This window comes from Neobacillus cucumis, assembly GCF_023715505.1.
Genome location: NZ_JAMBOH010000026.1, coordinates 1 through 16,438, shown reverse-complemented (window position 1 = coordinate 16,438; position 16,438 = coordinate 1). Strand labels below are relative to the sequence as shown.

The following is a 16,438-nucleotide window of genomic DNA, read 5'->3' as shown; positions in this document are numbered from 1 at the left end:
GAAACAGATGAGTGACGCGTACCGTCAGGCTGGAGTCAATATTGATGCGGGAAATGAAGCGGTTGAAAGAATGAAAAAACATGTAAAAAAAACCTTCCGTAAAGAGGTATTAACGGGACTAGGAGGGTTTGGGGCTTTATTTAAACCCGATATAACAGGGATAGAAGAACCTGTTTTTGTTTCAGGTACCGATGGAGTAGGGACTAAATTGAAGATTGCCTTTGCCATGGACAAACACGATACCATTGGGATCGATGCCGTTGCCATGTGTGTGAATGATGTAATCGTCCAAGGTGCGGAGCCTCTTTTTTTTCTAGACTATCTTGCTTGCGGACAGATTGTACCGGGGAAAATTGAGGCCATCGTAAAAGGGATTGCAGATGGATGTGTGCAGGCTGGGTGCGCACTAATTGGCGGCGAGACAGCTGAGATGCCAGGTATGTACCAGGACGGAGAATATGACATCGCCGGCTTTACAGTAGGCATGGTAGATCAAAAACATCTTATTGATGGAACCAAAGTAAAAGATGGCCAGGTTCTCATTGGTTTAGCTTCTAGTGGTATACATAGCAACGGCTTTTCACTTGTCCGAAAAGTTCTATTAGAGGATGCTAAACTCTCATTAAGTGACTATGTTGATGAATTAGAATCTGAATTAGGAAGAGTGCTGCTTGTGCCAACCAAAATTTATGTGAAATCGGTCCTTTCAACTGTAAGGAAATTTCATGTTTCTGGTCTAGTGCATGTGACTGGCGGAGGCTTTTATGATAACATTCCACGAATTCTTCCTGAAGGCTTGCAGGCTGTAATTAACCATGGGTCATGGAAGGTCCCAAAAATTTTCTCCTTTATCCAAGATAGCGGCAATATATCCGATTATGATATGTTCCGAACCTTTAATATGGGAATTGGCATGATTTTAGTGGTAGATTCTAAAGACACCAAGGCCATTATAGAGCACTTACAAACGTTAGGTGAAACGGCGTACGAAATTGGTACCGTGCAAAGTGGTACTAATGATGTCGTTATTAAAAAGGAGTAGTTATGAAGATCGCCGTTTTTGCTTCTGGTACGGGTTCTAATTTTTCTGCGATTCTAGAATCCATCCAATCGAATAAAATCATCAATGTTGAAGTGGTTTTACTAGTCAGTGATCGCCCAAAAGCCCTTGCAGTACAGAAAGCCAGGGATGAACGGATCCCTGTGTTCACTTTTAAGGCCAACGACTTTCCAAACAAACAAGTCTATGAAGAAAAGATTCTTAACGAGCTAACAGAAAGGGAGGTTGATTTTATCGTATTGGCTGGCTATATGAGACTGTTGGGTCCTGTTTTACTCCAGGCATATGATGGAAAAATTATTAATGTCCATCCTTCTCTATTACCAGCTTTCGCAGGAAAAGATGCCATTGGTCAAGCGCTGGATTATGGAGTAAAAGTGACAGGTGTCACGGTACATTATGTCGACGAAGGAATGGATACAGGACCGATTATCGACCAACGAGCAGTCACAATCGATCCTGATGAAACAAGAGAAACATTAACAAAAAAGATTCAGGAGCAGGAGCACCGATTATTGCCAGAAGTAATCCAAAGACTGGCTTACAGGCATACATTTTAAACATCACTAGGAGGTAAGGCATCATACTCAATAAAAGTGTGGTGCCTTTTTCAATCTTTCAGGATTAAAAAAATTCAGTAATTTTTCCAATGGAACTTATATTCCATTTATGGTTACGAATACTAATTTCGTTTGCAAGATTTTTATAAAAGGGAGGAATTTTCCAATTGGTGAAACTGTTTGTATTCTTTGCAGTATTTTTACTTGTGATAGCAGGACAGTTTTTTCCTTTACAAGCAATTGCTCAAAAGCTGGATAGTACGGTTCAATTACGCTTGCTTGAAACGACCGATGTACATATGTTTTTGGCGAACTATGATTATTATCAGACAAAACAGGATGACAGGGTTGGCTTGGTGAAAACTGCAACTCTTATCAAACAGGCAAGAGATGAAGTGAAAAATTCAATGCTGTTTGATAATGGAGATCAAATCCAAGGGAATCCTTTGGGAGATTATGTGGCAAAAGTGAAGGGGTTAAAACCTGGTGAGGTTCATCCTGTTTACAGGTCCTTTAATTTGTTGGGATACGATGCCGCCACGCTTGGAAATCATGAGTTCAATTACGGCTTAGATGTTTTAAAAGAAACACTCAATGACGCGAAAATGCCTGTGGTCAACGCCAATGTATTCAAAGCCGGAACCAATCAGCCATATTTTAAACCGTATGTTATTTTAAAGAAAACGGTGGTCGATAATGCTGGGAAGAAGCAGACACTTAAGGTAGGCGTGATTGGCTTTGTTCCGCCGCAGATTATGGAATGGGATAAGGGCAATCTAGAAGGTAAAGTAGAAACCAAATCCATTGTAGAGTCGGCAAAGAAATATGTCCCAATAATGAAGAAAGAGGGGGCGGATGTGATTGTGGCCCTTGCCCATACCGGAATTAGTGGTGAACCATATCATCCTGGCATGGAGAATGCAGGTTATTATGTCACACAAATAAACGACATTGATGCCGTATTCACTGGGCATCAGCATAACACCTTCCCGGGCCTTCTCTATAAGGATTTACCAGATACTAATCTGGAGAAAGGCACCATGAACGGGAAGCCGGTTGTAATGGCTGGGGCTTTCGGCAGCCATCTTGGTGTCATTGATCTTCAATTACAAAAGCACCGCGGCAAGTGGAAGGTAGTCGACAGTAAGGCTTCATTGCGGCCGATTGTGAATACAAGCGGAAATTCCGTTATACAAACGGACGAGCAATTAATGGCTGCCATCAAGCCAGAGCATGAGGCCACGATCAAATATGTAAATCAACCTGTCGGTGAAACGACCACTCCAATAATTAGCTATTTTGCACTCGTTCAAGATGACCCATCTGTACAGATTGTTAATAATGCCCAAACGGATTATTTGGTAGAAAAACTGAAAGACCCTGCCTATAGTAAGTATGCAGGAATACCGGTTCTTTCAGCGGCAGCGCCTTTTAAGGCAGGAGGGCGAGGGGGTCCAAGTTATTATACGGACATTCCTGCGGGAGCATTGGCCATTAAAAATGTGGCTGACTTGTACTTGTACCCGAATACACTTCAGGCTAAATTAATCACTGGTGCACAGCTTAAAGAATGGCTGGAAATGAGTACCGGGCAATTCAATCAAATTGATCCCGACAGCAGTGGGGAACAGCCATTAATTAACCTAAATTTTCCATCCTATAATTTTGACGTGATTGATGGAGTACAGTATCATATTGATGTGACCAAGCCAGCTAAATATAATGGAAACGGGAATGTGGTGAACTCAGGTTCTAGTCGGATCATCAATCTGACCTATCAAGGAAAGCCGATTGCAGATGATCAAAAGTTTATTGTAGCGACGAATAATTATCGTGCATCAAGTTCCACTTTCCCTGGGGTTAGTCAAGGTGAGATTGTGTTAAAAGCACCAGATGAAAATCGGCAAATTGTCACGAACTATATACAAGCACACAAACCGCTTAATCCAACTGCGGATCAAAACTGGTCACTAGCAAAATTTAAAGGCACGGCGATCCCTATATTTGATTCATCACCAAATGCTCAAAAATATCTTGGACAATATCCAAACATAAAATATATGGGTCCCTCTACCGGAGGTTTTGCAAAGTATTCGATTAACTTGAACCAGTAGCAATTGAAGTTTTTATTATGCGGCTGCTCAAGGAGAGTTGCCCACGTTCAAAAAAAGCTGTCCCAAAAATATTTTGGGGGACAGCTTTTTTTATGGTGAAGTATGACAAATGTTATAAATAGTATCAAGATACAAATCACAATTCAACATACAGAGAGGTTTGGTTTTCTCTGTATTCTTTTGGTGTAGATAATTTTATCTTAACAAAATTGCGATTGAAGGAACGGATGTTTTCATATCCACAAAGATATGCAATCTCAGTAATATTTTTTTCCGTAGTACTTAGCAAATAACAAGCATAGTTGATCCTGGTTTCATTTAAAAAAACGACAAAAGACGTTTTAACATGAGCATTAAAATATTTCGATAAATAATTATAACTGTAACCAAATGTCCCAGCCATACTGTTTAAAGAAATAGATTCCATAAAGTGTTCCTGTATATAGGTTAAAATGGAATGGAGCAGCTCTGGTTCTTTTTGTACTTTAATAAGGGTGGTTTGTCTCATTAACTCTGATACTAATAAATAAAGACTTGCTTTTTGTTCTAGTAGATTTGAGTTAACCGAAAAAAGCACCCTAGAAATAAGTGTTTTTGCCTCTAGTGATAGGTTGAAAACTGGGTTCTCTAGGGAGCTTTTTTCTATCATCCTTTGAAAAGTCGGTATAAAGTCTGGAGAGAAGATACAAATTTTAGCTCGTGATTGTGAATTCGTAATAAATGAATGAATTTCATACGGTAATATTAGTAAAAATTGTCCAGTCTTCAAATGAAAACATCTTTGACTAATTATGACTTCCATTTCTCCTTCTACAACAAATACTAATTCAAAACAGCGGTGGAGATGGCTTGGGAAGTTTAAATCAGTCGTCTCATAGTTTGTCATTAAATCATAATGTTGCGCTTCATAGATTAACATTTTATTATTGTTCCTTTTAAAAAAAGTTAAATGTTGTCTAGGATTATATAAGTTTTTTCTTGTTGTGTCAAACCGAATAATGATAAATTTTTAAATAGTTAGAAAAATAAAAAATAGAGTTTAATCGCAAGTTTTTTAGTTGTAATCCTTGGAGGTTAAATGGAACAAGAGACTATTACTCGCTTAATCTTATCACAATCAAATATAAAAAGGAGATAAGTATGGAAAATATTAGAATTGGAATGGTCGGCTATAAATTTATGGGTAAAGCACATAGTCATGCATACCGGGATCTTCCACTCTTTTTCCCAAACACAGTCCATCCTGAAATGAAGGTGATTTGTGGACGTGATCCTGAAGGTGTGGCGGCTGCAGCTAAGCAATTCAGCTGGGAGGAATACACCACTGACTGGAAAACTCTCTTAGACAGAGATGATATTGATTTAATCGATATAAATGCACCAAGTGATGTACATAAAGAAATAACGATAGCCGCTGCACAAGCAGGGAAACATGTTTTTTGCGAAAAACCGTTAGCGCTTACATTGGAGGATTCGAGAGAAATGCTTCAAGTGGTTGAGGCGGCTGGGGTTAAGCACATGGTTGGGTTTAATTATCGCTTTGCCCCTGCAGTCATGCTGGCTAAAAAGCTTATTGACGAAGGGAACCTAGGGGAAATCTATCATTTCCGCGCTCATTTTTTACAGGATTGGCTGGTCGATCCGAACTTTCCATTAGCCTGGAGACTACAGAAGGATGTTGCAGGTTCAGGTTCCCACGGAGATCTTGGTGCCCATCTGATCGATATGGCGCATTATCTCATTGGGGATATGACAGAAGTGATTGGAATGAGCGAAACATTTATCAAAGAAAGACCAATTCCAACTCAAATGACAGGCTTATCAGCCAAGGGCAGCGATAGTGATGAAAAAGGGGAAGTAACGGTTGATGATGCAACCCTTTTCTTGGCTCGTTTTGCGAACGGAGCTCTAGGAAGTTTTGAATCTACTCGTTTTGCTGCTGGACACCGCTGTACCAATTCATTTGAGATCAATGGCAGTAAAGGTAGTGTCGTTTTTGACTTTGAACGGATGAATGAACTGCAAGTTTATTTCGTGGATGACAGAGACGATGTTCAAGGTTTCCGCCGTGTCTTAGCCACTGACCCAACGCATGCGTTTGCCGAAGCTTGGTGGCCGCCAGGACATACGATTGGTTATGAACATACGTTTATTCATGAAGTCGTTGAACTAATGGAGTCTTTCCGAGAAGATCGCCAGCCAGTTCCTAACTTCCACGATGGCGTAAAGTGTCAAGAAGTTTTAGCAGCGGTTGATTTATCAATTGAAAAACGCCAATGGATCCGAATTTCTGACGTTTAAAATAACTATCAAAGGAGTGCATGAGCTATGCAAAAAAAGGCATTAATCGTTTGGGGCGGATGGGATGGACATCAGCCAGAGCAGGTAGCTGAAATCTTTAAAGGAATTCTTGAGGAAGAGAATTTTCAAGTGGAAGTATCCAATTCACTAGACTCATATGCAGACAAAGAAAAGTTAAAATCCTTAGATCTAATTGTTCCTCACTGGACGATGGGGCAAATTGAAAGAAAGTATGTCTTAAATATCTCTGAAGCAGTTGCGGCAGGTGTTGGTTTAGCTGGCTGCCACGGTGGAATGTGTGATTCTTTCCGTAACAATGTAGACTGGCAATTTATGACGGGCGGAAATTGGGTGGCTCATCCTGGTAATGATGGTGTGGAATACACAGTAAACATCAAGCATTCCTCTAGTCCGCTCTTAGAAGGAATCACTGATTTTAAACTCGCTAGTGAGCAATATTACCTTCATTACGACCCAGCCGTGGAAGTGTTAGCTACTACTCGCTTTCCAGTATTTCATGGTCCGCATTCTGCCAACAAAGCAGTGGATATGCCAGTAGTATGGACAAAACGATGGGGCCTTGGAAATGTATTTTATAATTCATTAGGCCATCAGGCAAACATCGTTGCCAGACATGAGGTTTCACTGATTATGCGCCGCGGATTCCTTTGGGCTACTGAAGGAAAGAAACGGGCTGAAGAATTAGATGTAGATTCAATTTATGGAAATGTGCGGGCCTATACTGGCATGGGAGACAGTCAATAAGAAAGTGTTTAAGAATACTAAACTAGGAGGAGCTATCATGAAAAAGCTAAAGATCGGTATTATCGGTTGTGGAAATATTAGTTCTATTTATATGGAAAACTGTCAGAAGTTCCCTCACCTTGAGCTGATTGCCTGTGCGGACTTAGATGTAGAGCGTGCACAATCCCAAGCTGAAAAGTTTGGTGTTCCTAAAGCTTGCACCGTGGAAGAATTGCTTTCTGACTCAGCGATTGAACTAGTTATCAATTTAACGATTCCAAAAGCACATGCTGCTGTCTGTATCCAGGCCCTTGAAGCAGGCAAGCATGTTTATACGGAAAAACCACTTGCTGTTACACGCGAGGAAGGAAGGCAAATTTTAGAAACAGCTAAAAAGAAAAAACTTCTTGTTGGCAGTGCACCAGATACCTTCTTAGGTGCGGGTATTCAAACCGCCATCCATTTGATTGAGCAAGGTGAAATCGGTGAACCGATTGGGGCTTCAGCCTTCATGATTTGCCGCGGTCACGAACATTGGCATCCAGATCCTGCCTTCTATTATGATATTGGCGGCGGACCGATGTTTGATATGGGACCCTATTACTTAACCGCTTTGGTGGCTCTTTTAGGACCGATTAAACGAATTTCTGGATCCGTTCGGATTAGTTATCCTGAAAGAACGGTGCTTAGCCAGCCAAAAGCAGGTACTAAAATTGAAGTATCAACCCCAACGCATATCTCAGGTGTAATTGATTTCGCATCGGGGGTAATTGGAAGCATTACAACAAGCTTTGATGCCTTTGGTGGTACATCCTTGCCTCCGATTGAAATTTATGGAAGTGAAGGGACTTTACTTGTTCCTGATCCAAATACGTTCGGTGGTCCTGTCAAAATAAGAAAACGTGATGAAAATGAATTTAAAGAGGTTCCTCTTGCTTACGGGAACGCCCAAAACAGTAGAGGACTTGGTGTCGCTGATATGGCCAAAGCGATTCTCGAAGGCCGAAATTATCGGGCTAATGGCGATTTAGCGTATCATGTTTTAGAAGCGATGCATGGCTTCCATGATTCCTCGGATAATGGTAAACACTATCTAATGGAAAGTACATGTAGCCGCCCTGAATCAGTTCCTTTTGAATTACAGGCAAAGTAGGTCTGGAATTTTTTGGTAAACTTCAGAAGCTTCTCTGAAAATATTTTTTAAATAAATCTATCAAATCCGTCTTTAGTATAGATGATGGTGGGACTAACTTGAAAAAATCTACTCGTTTCATTTTGAAATGAGTAGGTTTTTATTAATTTTTAGGCTCTGTTAAACGACATTGTTGTTTTTATACTCTGTTGATTGGAGCGGAAGGCGCTCGACTCCTGCGGGAGTACGGGGCAGGGGAGACCCCACAGGCGCTAAAGCGCCGAGGAGGCTCCCCGGGCACGCCCGCGGAAAGCGAGCGCCTGGAGCGGAAAATTTAACAGAGCCAATTTTTAAACCCCATTGCTGTTCTCATATTTTAGATAAATCAAAATAGGAGGCTTAGAATGAGTAAATTAAAGGCGATACAAGTTGGAACAGGGGGATTCGGAACCTCTTGGCTTGAAATATTGGATAATTTTCAAGAACTAGAGTTAGTAGCGGTAGTCGATGTCAATCAAGAAAATCTTGAAAATGCGAAAAAGTTTGTTAAGAATCCTTTAGTTGAATACTACACTGACCATTTAGAGGCCTTTGCAAAAAGTAAGGCGGATATTGCGGTGATTATCACACCACCACAAACACATAAAAAGCTTGCGCTTGATGCATTAGCCAATGACTTACATGTTTTCATGGAGAAACCAATCGCGCAAACCTTTGAAGATGCGAAAGAGCTGCTGGAAAAATCCAAAATCTACGAGAAATTTATTATGATCAGTCAAAATTATCGCTGGAGACCGGAGATACAAGCGGTTAAAAAGGCACTAGAAGAAGAGGTCATTGGCAAAGTAGAATACGTGGAATGGAACTTCCGCCGAGCTACCAAATTCGGAGGATGGAGGGATCAATATTCCGAGATTCTTATCGAGGATATGAGCATTCATCACTTTGATTTAATGAGATACCTGCTAGATGTCAATTCTTCAGCAGTTTTTGCCAAAAGTATCAAGCCCTCCTGGAGTTGGTTTAACGGCAATAGTGCGGCTAGTCTGGTAATGGATTTTGAAGGGATTCTAATAAACTATTTTGGTAGTTGGGTAACAAGAGGGAAAGAAACACCATGGAATGGTGATTTTAAGCTAGTGGGGGAAAAAGGTATCATTGAACTAATTGATAATTGTCCGACCATTACGTGTGAAAATGGCCAAACTAAAAAATTAGAAATAGAACCAATGCAATATGAGGATCGGGAGTACTCCATCTACGAAATGGTATCAGCCATTAAACAAGGAAGAAACCCGATAACGGATCTTTCTGATAACATCCAAAGTTTCGCCGTTGTGGGAGCAGCTTTACTATCGATTAAACAAAACAAGGAAATTGATGTTCAAGATATTATTGAAATGAGGAGTGTGAAACTATGAAACTAGGTGTATTTGCAGTATTATTTTCAAAAATGTCTTTAGCAGAAATGTTAGATTACATTAAAGAAAGCGGCTTGGACACCGTTGAAATTGGTACAGGAGGATATGTGGGTAATGCCCATTGTAATCCTAGTGAATTATTAGTAGATCAATCTAAATTGGAACAATTTAAACAAGCATTTGAATCAAGAGGGATCAAGATTAGTGCCTTAAGCTGCCATGGAAATCCGCTCCATCCAAATACGGAAATTGGCTATGAACACCATGATGCTTTTGTCGATACAGTGAAGCTCGCTTCTATTTTGGGTGTAGAAAATGTGGTTACCTTCGCGGGTTGTCCGGGAGAATCCGAGTATTCACAATATCCTGTCTGGATCACGAACCCTTGGCCGGATGACTTTTCAAAGGTGGTTCAGTGGCAATGGGAAAATAAAGTCATTCCTTACTGGAAGAAACAGGCTGAACTATTAGAAGAGTGTAATGTTCGCGTGGCCATTGAACCACACCCAGGATTTGTAGTTTATAATACAGAAACGGCATTACGCCTGCGAAATGAGTGCGGTGATCGAATTGGCATTAACTTTGATCCAAGTCACTATTTCTGGCAAGGTATGGATCCAGTCGCTAGTATTAAGGCATTAGGAGATGCTATTGTCCATTTCCATGCGAAAGATACGAAGATTGATCATCAGAATTGTTTACTGAATGGGGTCCTTGATACTAAATCATACCGAGATATTGCGAATCGGTCTTGGGTATTTAGAACCGTCGGATATGGTCACGGAGAAGATGTGTGGAGAGATATTATAAGTGCTCTCCAAGTGATTGGGTATCAAGGTACCATTAGCATTGAACATGAGGATGGCCTCATGAGCGTTGAAGAAGGATTTAGTAAGGCGGTGTCGTTCTTAAAAGGTATGGTAATTCTAGAGCAGGCGAAGGAATTATGGTGGGCCTAAAAAGAAGTTCGAATTGGGATGGTTGGTTATAAGCTCGTGGGACTCCTTTATTAAGGAAAGCCCAGCGGTAGCGGACAGTTCAGGTTGAAGTGGTGTGGCTTCCACTACTGAGTTCAAAAAAGTAGATGTGGATGATGCTAGTATTTTTATGACGCGATTTAAAAATAGGGCTCTGGGAACATTAAAAGCCACTCGCTTTGCAGGTGGAAATAAAAATGTAAATAAATTTGAAATTAGTGGCAGAAGAGCTCCATTAAATTGAATGCGAGAACTTAAACGAATTAGAGATTTATCTTGCCTCTGATGAAGATGGATTACAAGGTTTTCGGAAAATCAATTAGTACAGAGGAACCACATCCTTTTGCGGGGGCCTATTGGCCTGCAGTTCATATTATTGGATACGATCATATCTTTATCAATTTAATGTTATATTGATGAATGGAATGGAAATAGGGGTATATCTTCTCCAAATTTTGTTAATGGATAGATTGCTCAAGCCATTATGGAAGATGTTGAGAAGTCTTCAGATTACAAGAGGTGGGAAAGAATTGATCAATTTATTGACCAAGAAGTGTTGAAGCAACGGTGAAAACACTAACTTAGTTTCTAGTTGCAATTTCGCAAAGAGGCTGGATGTTGGAGTTATTTTAAATCTCTAGCATGCAGCCTCTTTCAATTTATAAGAATATTGCGCTCTTATTTATGAATTGGGCGATTCTGCTAATAAATAGTTGTCTTTTTTTGATTATGTATTAAAAATGATTAAATTTTGAACAGGAAGGTCAATAATGTGAAAACTACATTTGTAGGAGAGTACTGTATGTTTCATATAAATAAGCCCGGACAAATCGTGATTCTCGAATCCCTGGCTGATAGAGTTGGGGAGTCATCTGCATGAAACGATCGACCCCTAAATTCATCCATACACCTTCTTCAAACGTATTCTGTATTTCAGTGGCAATGCTGGATTTTCCTGATCTCGGAGTGCCGTTAAATGAAGATTTTCTGTCAATCCAGAGTGGCTATATAACAAGGAATATGTTGAACAATCTTCCATTAAAGGGCGCTTTGTTTTGTTTGAACAACGATGGACTGTTTCAGCAGTCCATTTTTTTCTTGACTAAAATCAGTTAAAAGGCACGTTTATGAGTAACTTGGGTTTATATTTTATATTAGAACTATTATTAGATATTTGTTATAGTGGGGATAATACAATTTAGATTATTAACAAAAAAGGGGACAATACAAGATGAGTGAAGCAATCCATTTACATAGAAATGCGATGGACATGTTGATGGCGACAAGCCGGACCTTCTTTATTCCTATTAGTCACCTGCCATCGGGATTACAAGAAGCTGTTACATCCGCCTACTTATGCATGAGAGCTATTGACGAGATTGAAGATCATCCCCAACTCCGATTGGAATCCAAACATAATCTATTACATTCAATCAGCGTCCTCTTGAAAAAACCCTTCAATAATAAGGAGTTGATGGCTTTATTTCACCCATACAACTCCCTTTTGCCGGAAGTTACCTTACGATTTGGCGATTGGATAAAGCTTTGTCCACCTGCAATTGTAGAAAACATTTCAAATGCCACATCTACTATGGCGAAGGGAATGGCGGATTGGGCTTTAAAAGAGTGGCGGGTTCAGGATGAAGAAGGTTTGAATGAATACACATTCTACGTTGCAGGTTTGGTAGGAGTAATGCTCTCAGATATTTGGAAGTGGTACGATGATGTTGAAACAGACAAGGACCTAGCTATAGCCTTTGGTCGTGGCCTGCAGTCCGTCAATTTTCTTCGCAATCGTGCTGAGGATTTAGAACGAGGTGTGGATTTCTTTCCCGAGGGATGGGAGCAAGAAGATATGTTTATGTACGCACGACAAAACCTAGCATTGGCTGACGCCTATATGGAGGATATTAAACCCGGTCCGATCCTTAATTTTTGTAAAATTCCGGTAGCTCTTGCTCATGGTACACTTGATGCTTTGACAGAAGGCAAGGAAAAAATGAGTAGAGCTACCGTAACTGAAATAGTTAGTCGAGTAATAGATGGAAAAGAAGATTCCGCAATTTAGTAATAAATTTTATCATCTCTTCACGAGTGCCGTAAGATTTTGACCTTGCTGCCATCGAAGGAAAGAGAATCATTGTGATACTCTAATAACTATTTTTACACCGTTCAAAATTTTATGAACGGTATTTTTTTGTGTATGCAGATTTATTTTTAAACTACTTAGGTAGATATATTGGACTCCTTGAATACAAGAAATCAATGTGAATAAATTGATTTTATTATGTACTTTTAACACATTATTTTGGGTGATTGCATTTTGAGTGGAGGCAGCGAGCCCCCAACAAGACGGCTTCAACCTTTTTGCACATGGATGAAGCATAAGGACAATTAAAAAGTCTTGTCTTAAACTGTACTGTTCCAGAATCTCAATTCAAAAATTTTAATGAGGTTTTAATAGAAAAAACCCAAAATGTGCGTTAAGTGATTTTTTAACACTAATAAAAGATAAAAAATATTAGATTATTGTAAATATTCTGTTAAATCGACAAACATTTTACAATTACTTATTTATAATGGGGGAAGGTGATTCTTGTTTATCCAAAAAGGTTTTCCTACATTTTTTTAGGGGGATATAAATATGGATTTTTATGAAAAGTTACCTACTGATTTTTTAATTGCTTTTTATGATGAAATGATAAAAAACATTGAAAAAGGATTATTAACGAAAAATATGTATTATGAATTAGGTTTACTGATTTCAGTTGCAAGTAATAGGGGGATTACATTAGAACAACCATGCGATTTTGCACAGATAATGGATCAGAAGGATCTGGATGATTTTATTCAATTTACACACAATGTAACATAATAAGGGATGGTTCGGAACCATCTTGTGAACTTTTACTGTGTACCAATCAAAAAGAATTAAAAAAAAGTCCCGTATTCATTTGTGAAAATACAGGACTTTTAATCAAACTTCTGAATGTTGTTGATTTTTACTTTTTTGATACATTGTGATGAGCTCGTCTAATTTCTGACTGCAACAAAGGGTGTCATTGCTATTTAATCCAGTTTTTTCTGCAATTAGGATCAAAATCTTTCTCATCTGATTAATCTGGTCCTCTAGTTCCTTAATCTCGGTAACCATCATACATTCCCCTGATTCTCTTTAACTGTTGAATTCGATAAATTGGTTTTCATCGCAATTATTATTATGCGAAAAATTCTAAAAAATTGGAATACATCTGACAAAACCCCCTAAAACATTACAAAAAATTGTATAAATAGACGAACTAAGGACTAAAGAGAAAATAGCAAAAGGGGAAGAAGCAATACAAGGGTTAACAGAAGTTGAAGTTGAAGTCGGAGGAGAAGGAGCGATTGAACATAAATAAAGGGAGTTGTTAATGGTAATGTAGCTTGGGATGGCTGATTCAAGCTATTTTCATAAGGTATAAAAAATTTTTTTGTCCTTGAGAACTATTGAATAAAAATACGTATTGTTGTATATTTGTAAATAAATATTGCTAAAGGAGAAACAGAATGGATATTTATCATGCAGTGACAAGTGATGTTAAAGATATTTATCATTTAATCCAATATTATGCTGAAAAAGGAATCGTATTGCCTCGTACGTATTTATCACTCTATCAACATTTACAATGTTTGTATATTATGAAAGAGGATAATAATATACTAGGGGTTGCCGGATTACATGTTTTGGGACAGGACCTGGCAGAGATACGATCTTTGGTTGTTTCTCCCGATTATGCTGGAAAAGGTATTGGTCGCAGGTTGGTTAGTCGTATTATAAGTGATGCACCGAAACTTGGAATTAGCCGAGTAATGTCCTTTACATACGAAACAGAATTTTTCAAAAAATGTGGTTTTAAAATCGTAGAAAAGGAGACTTTGCCAGAAAAGGTGTGGGTCGATTGTATGAATTGTCCTAAGTTTAATTGCTGTGATGAAATTGCAATGATTAAATATGTTGGGTAAGAAGTCAGATAGGTTGCATAAAATGATATTAACTTTAAAGTTTACAAGAGTAAGAGGAATGGCGCATTATGTGATGCCATTTTCTTCTTTGTTTTAGGAAATGATAAATTCCAGTTATTTAATGTTTCAAGCGTGCGAGAAAAAACCCAAGTAATTAATCGCAACTGGGTGGTGATTTAAGTCGGGATAACTATTTTGTTCAAAATAAGAAAGCATAAAACTTCGACTTTGAGCATTGTCCAGCGCCAAGCCCCATGAGGTTGAAGAAAAGTTAAGATGAATTAGATACGAAACTGAAAGCATATGGCTGATAAGGCATCCTTTTTGGGTGCTTTTCGTATGTTTATTAAACTAAATTAAGAATATTGTAATGATAATATAATTATGTAAACAGATAAATAAATCCTCAATAAAGTAAAGAGGAACTTTAAATTGATTCGTTGATTCAAACACGTTTTATATAAACCGGATAATGCATGTACTAATAGTCTTTTTGAGCCATTCACTTTAACCATTAACTCCGATAAGATAAATATTATAAAAAATTCAAGCACGATTGAGTAAATTCTTTAACTCAGTGAGGGAAAGGAGATCTTTGTGAACACAGATCAAGCTTTTGATTTTTTAAAAGCCGCGGGAGTTTCAGAAGATATTTGTGTTGAAACGGTAAGACGATGGCTGCGTGAGCGTAAAATTAAATACGAGGCTAAAGGTACATTTCAACAAACAGACTATATACTTAAAGATACAGACCAAGCGATAAACCTATTAAATGATGCAGGTGTTGCTGCAAGGATGGGTATACAAGTCGTTCAACGCTGGCTATATGAGGGTAAGATTCAAAAAGTGGGAAACGGGAATCAACTAACCGAATACATATCAAATGTAAAAAATCCTAAGCAGTTAATCAAGCCACCTTCAGAGCAAGATAAACTAATCCGGGAATTAAGAGCTAAAGTAAAAGTTCAGGATGATCATATAAAAGAGTTAGAGGAGCTCCATAAATCGTCAGTCAAGACGATTATACAGCAAAGAAACAAATTACAAAAAGAAATCCTCAACTTAGAGCTTGAAAAAAATGAATTACAAAAGGAAATGAGAAAGATACTAAAAGAGAATATTGAGCTGAATAGCGAATTGTTATACCTAAAAGAAAAACTTTCTAAACAAGGGATGAAAGTTCCTGAAAGAGCCCAGACCATACCACCAGCACAAAGACTTGATTTTCGCAAAAAATTAGGGCTATCAAAAACGGCGAGTGAAAAGGAAGTTTTAACAAGATATAAAAAACTTTTAAAAATCACTCACCCAGATCAAGGCGGCAACGCAGTAGTCTTTCACTATGTCAAAACAGATTATGATCAATTTAAAAATAGTTTGCAAGAATAATGGCCTATAAGATGAGGTTAAATATGGACTTTCAATCAAAATGGAACAATAAACATCGGGAACGGATGAAACAACTCACCGAACCTGCGTCGAATCCTAGATTAATGAGGCTTGCGTCTTATCTAAATGGGGGCAATGCCCTTGATTTTGCCTGCGGTCTAGGAGGTAACAGTTTGTTTCTTTCTCGAAAGGGCTATAACGTACAAGCTATCGATATTTCAGATGTAGCGATCGATTATATTAAGGACCTGGCATTAAAAAATAATCTCTCTATCGATGCCAGGATGGCAGATCTTACTTCACTGGACCAACACAGCTGGGACAACCAATCCTTTGACATGATTGTTGTCACCTATTACCTTGATCGCAGGGTTTTTCCATTGATAAAAAAGATCCTTAAAGCGGGTGGTTACTTTTTTATGGAGACCTATTATCAGGCACCCACCACTGCGAAACAGGGAGTATCTGATCAGTACAAGCTGAAGCCTAAAGAGTTGTTAAATGAGTTCGGAGATTGGCAAGTTCTTTATTATGAAGAAAACGAACACGAGAGAAGGCAAACCATCTTTTGCAGGAAATGTTAGCAATTGGAACGGTTCAAAAAAAAACTTACACGGAATAAATAACACCAACGGTAATAATGAGTTATAATAGACTTATAAATCATTAAAGTTGGTGTTTATTTATGCGTACTAAAAACCGATTAAATCCAATTGAGTCTATCTATTATAGTCC

18 protein-coding genes are annotated in these 16,438 nt (G+C 38.6%); 15 read left to right on the top strand and 3 right to left on the bottom strand.

Translation table 11 applies throughout. The features are described from left to right. The first annotated feature begins 7 nt into the window (after positions 1-7). The 3 genes from purM to M3226_RS24780 all read left to right on the top strand — a co-directional run bounded on the left by purM (position 8) and on the right by M3226_RS24780 (position 3,734). Positions 8-1,042 (top strand): phosphoribosylformylglycinamidine cyclo-ligase, encoded by a 1,035-nt coding sequence (purM, locus tag M3226_RS24790; RefSeq protein ID WP_251571313.1) that lies wholly within the window; start codon positions 8-10, stop codon positions 1,040-1,042. A gap of 2 nt (positions 1,043-1,044) precedes the next feature. Further along, positions 1,045-1,620, top strand: coding sequence for a phosphoribosylglycinamide formyltransferase (gene purN / locus M3226_RS24785; RefSeq protein WP_251571312.1), 576 nt, complete (start codon positions 1,045-1,047; stop codon positions 1,618-1,620). A gap of 170 nt (positions 1,621-1,790) precedes the next feature. After that, the gene (locus M3226_RS24780; protein ID WP_374110686.1) at positions 1,791-3,734 is read left to right on the top strand and encodes a bifunctional 2',3'-cyclic-nucleotide 2'-phosphodiesterase/3'-nucleotidase; all 1,944 of its coding nucleotides are present in this window, start codon (positions 1,791-1,793) and stop codon (positions 3,732-3,734) included. Between the two features lie 136 nt (positions 3,735-3,870). On the opposite strand, the gene M3226_RS24775 is transcribed toward M3226_RS24780, so the two are convergent. Beyond that, positions 3,871-4,653, bottom strand: coding sequence for a helix-turn-helix domain-containing protein (locus M3226_RS24775; protein WP_251571311.1), 783 nt, complete (start codon positions 4,651-4,653; stop codon positions 3,871-3,873). Between the two features lie 221 nt (positions 4,654-4,874). Here M3226_RS24775 and M3226_RS24770 point away from each other — a divergent pair, with 221 nt between their 5' ends. The 6 genes from M3226_RS24770 to M3226_RS24745 all read left to right on the top strand — a co-directional run bounded on the left by M3226_RS24770 (position 4,875) and on the right by M3226_RS24745 (position 10,553). Then, positions 4,875-6,035 carry a Gfo/Idh/MocA family protein gene (locus M3226_RS24770; protein ID WP_251571310.1) on the top strand — a complete coding sequence of 387 codons (1,161 nt, stop codon included), beginning with the start codon at positions 4,875-4,877 and terminating at the stop codon, positions 6,033-6,035. A 27-nt stretch (positions 6,036-6,062) separates the two neighbouring features. After that, positions 6,063-6,800: a ThuA domain-containing protein gene (locus M3226_RS24765; protein ID WP_251571309.1), complete on the top strand. Its 738-nt coding sequence runs from the start codon at positions 6,063-6,065 to the stop codon at positions 6,798-6,800. A gap of 37 nt (positions 6,801-6,837) precedes the next feature. Further along, complete coding sequence (locus tag M3226_RS24760; protein ID WP_251571308.1) at positions 6,838-7,932, top strand: Gfo/Idh/MocA family protein; 1,095 nt, start codon at positions 6,838-6,840, stop codon at positions 7,930-7,932. A 383-nt stretch (positions 7,933-8,315) separates the two neighbouring features. Continuing rightward, on the top strand, positions 8,316-9,332 hold the full coding sequence (locus M3226_RS24755) for a Gfo/Idh/MocA family protein (protein WP_251571307.1): 1,017 nt from the start codon (positions 8,316-8,318) through the stop codon (positions 9,330-9,332). Continuing rightward, entirely contained in the window at positions 9,329-10,291 is a 963-nt protein-coding gene (locus M3226_RS24750) for a sugar phosphate isomerase/epimerase family protein (protein WP_251571306.1), read from the top strand. The genes M3226_RS24755 and M3226_RS24750 overlap by 4 nt, the downstream gene beginning before the upstream one ends. A 94-nt stretch (positions 10,292-10,385) precedes the next feature. Continuing rightward, entirely contained in the window at positions 10,386-10,553 is a 168-nt protein-coding gene (locus tag M3226_RS24745; protein ID WP_251571305.1) for a Gfo/Idh/MocA family protein, read from the top strand. A gap of 535 nt (positions 10,554-11,088) precedes the next feature. On the opposite strand, the gene M3226_RS24740 is transcribed toward M3226_RS24745, so the two are convergent. After that, positions 11,089-11,241, bottom strand: coding sequence for a hypothetical protein (locus M3226_RS24740; RefSeq protein ID WP_251571358.1), 153 nt, complete (start codon positions 11,239-11,241; stop codon positions 11,089-11,091). Here M3226_RS24740 and M3226_RS24735 point away from each other — a divergent pair. The 3 genes from M3226_RS24735 (at position 11,186) to M3226_RS24725 (ending at position 13,184) form a co-directional block, all read left to right on the top strand. Beyond that, positions 11,186-11,425 (top strand): hypothetical protein, encoded by a 240-nt coding sequence (locus M3226_RS24735; protein ID WP_251571304.1) that lies wholly within the window; start codon positions 11,186-11,188, stop codon positions 11,423-11,425. The genes M3226_RS24740 and M3226_RS24735 overlap by 56 nt on opposite strands. Before the next feature lie 115 nt (positions 11,426-11,540). Further along, the gene (locus M3226_RS24730; RefSeq protein ID WP_251571303.1) at positions 11,541-12,377 is read left to right on the top strand and encodes a squalene/phytoene synthase family protein; all 837 of its coding nucleotides are present in this window, start codon (positions 11,541-11,543) and stop codon (positions 12,375-12,377) included. Positions 12,378-12,953: 576 nt separating this feature from the next. Further along, positions 12,954-13,184: a hypothetical protein gene (locus tag M3226_RS24725; protein ID WP_251571302.1), complete on the top strand. Its 231-nt coding sequence runs from the start codon at positions 12,954-12,956 to the stop codon at positions 13,182-13,184. Between the two features lie 102 nt (positions 13,185-13,286). Here M3226_RS24725 and M3226_RS24720 read toward each other — a convergent pair whose 3' ends face one another. Next, entirely contained in the window at positions 13,287-13,466 is a 180-nt protein-coding gene (locus tag M3226_RS24720) for an aspartyl-phosphate phosphatase Spo0E family protein (RefSeq protein ID WP_251571301.1), read from the bottom strand. Positions 13,467-13,858: 392 nt separating this feature from the next. Between M3226_RS24720 and M3226_RS24715 the strand changes: the two genes are divergently transcribed. From M3226_RS24715 to M3226_RS24705, 3 genes are all read left to right on the top strand, one after another. Beyond that, positions 13,859-14,314 (top strand): N-acetyltransferase, encoded by a 456-nt coding sequence (locus M3226_RS24715; RefSeq protein ID WP_251571300.1) that lies wholly within the window; start codon positions 13,859-13,861, stop codon positions 14,312-14,314. 597 nt (positions 14,315-14,911) lie between these two features. Next, positions 14,912-15,703: a hypothetical protein gene (locus M3226_RS24710; RefSeq protein WP_251571299.1), complete on the top strand. Its 792-nt coding sequence runs from the start codon at positions 14,912-14,914 to the stop codon at positions 15,701-15,703. 23 nt (positions 15,704-15,726) lie between these two features. Continuing rightward, positions 15,727-16,287 carry a class I SAM-dependent methyltransferase gene (locus M3226_RS24705; protein ID WP_251571298.1) on the top strand — a complete coding sequence of 187 codons (561 nt, stop codon included), beginning with the start codon at positions 15,727-15,729 and terminating at the stop codon, positions 16,285-16,287. Positions 16,288-16,438: the final 151 nt, after the last annotated feature.

Excerpts from the sequence above, each read along its gene's own strand:
- purM (WP_251571313.1), top strand. The coding sequence starts at position 8 with ATGAGTGACGCGTACCGTCAGGCTGGAGTCAATATTGATGCGGGAAAT.
- purN (WP_251571312.1), top strand. The coding sequence starts at position 1,045 with ATGAAGATCGCCGTTTTTGCTTCTGGTACGGGTTCTAATTTTTCTGCG.
- M3226_RS24775 (WP_251571311.1), bottom strand. The coding sequence starts at position 4,653 with ATGTTAATCTATGAAGCGCAACATTATGATTTAATGACAAACTATGAG.
- M3226_RS24770 (WP_251571310.1), top strand. The coding sequence starts at position 4,875 with ATGGAAAATATTAGAATTGGAATGGTCGGCTATAAATTTATGGGTAAA.
- M3226_RS24765 (WP_251571309.1), top strand. The coding sequence starts at position 6,063 with ATGCAAAAAAAGGCATTAATCGTTTGGGGCGGATGGGATGGACATCAG.
- M3226_RS24760 (WP_251571308.1), top strand. The coding sequence starts at position 6,838 with ATGAAAAAGCTAAAGATCGGTATTATCGGTTGTGGAAATATTAGTTCT.
- M3226_RS24755 (WP_251571307.1), top strand. The coding sequence starts at position 8,316 with ATGAGTAAATTAAAGGCGATACAAGTTGGAACAGGGGGATTCGGAACC.
- M3226_RS24750 (WP_251571306.1), top strand. The coding sequence starts at position 9,329 with ATGAAACTAGGTGTATTTGCAGTATTATTTTCAAAAATGTCTTTAGCA.
- M3226_RS24735 (WP_251571304.1), top strand. The coding sequence starts at position 11,186 with ATGAAACGATCGACCCCTAAATTCATCCATACACCTTCTTCAAACGTA.
- M3226_RS24730 (WP_251571303.1), top strand. The coding sequence starts at position 11,541 with ATGAGTGAAGCAATCCATTTACATAGAAATGCGATGGACATGTTGATG.
- M3226_RS24725 (WP_251571302.1), top strand. The coding sequence starts at position 12,954 with ATGGATTTTTATGAAAAGTTACCTACTGATTTTTTAATTGCTTTTTAT.
- M3226_RS24720 (WP_251571301.1), bottom strand. The coding sequence starts at position 13,466 with ATGATGGTTACCGAGATTAAGGAACTAGAGGACCAGATTAATCAGATG.
- M3226_RS24715 (WP_251571300.1), top strand. The coding sequence starts at position 13,859 with ATGGATATTTATCATGCAGTGACAAGTGATGTTAAAGATATTTATCAT.
- M3226_RS24705 (WP_251571298.1), top strand. The coding sequence starts at position 15,727 with ATGGACTTTCAATCAAAATGGAACAATAAACATCGGGAACGGATGAAA.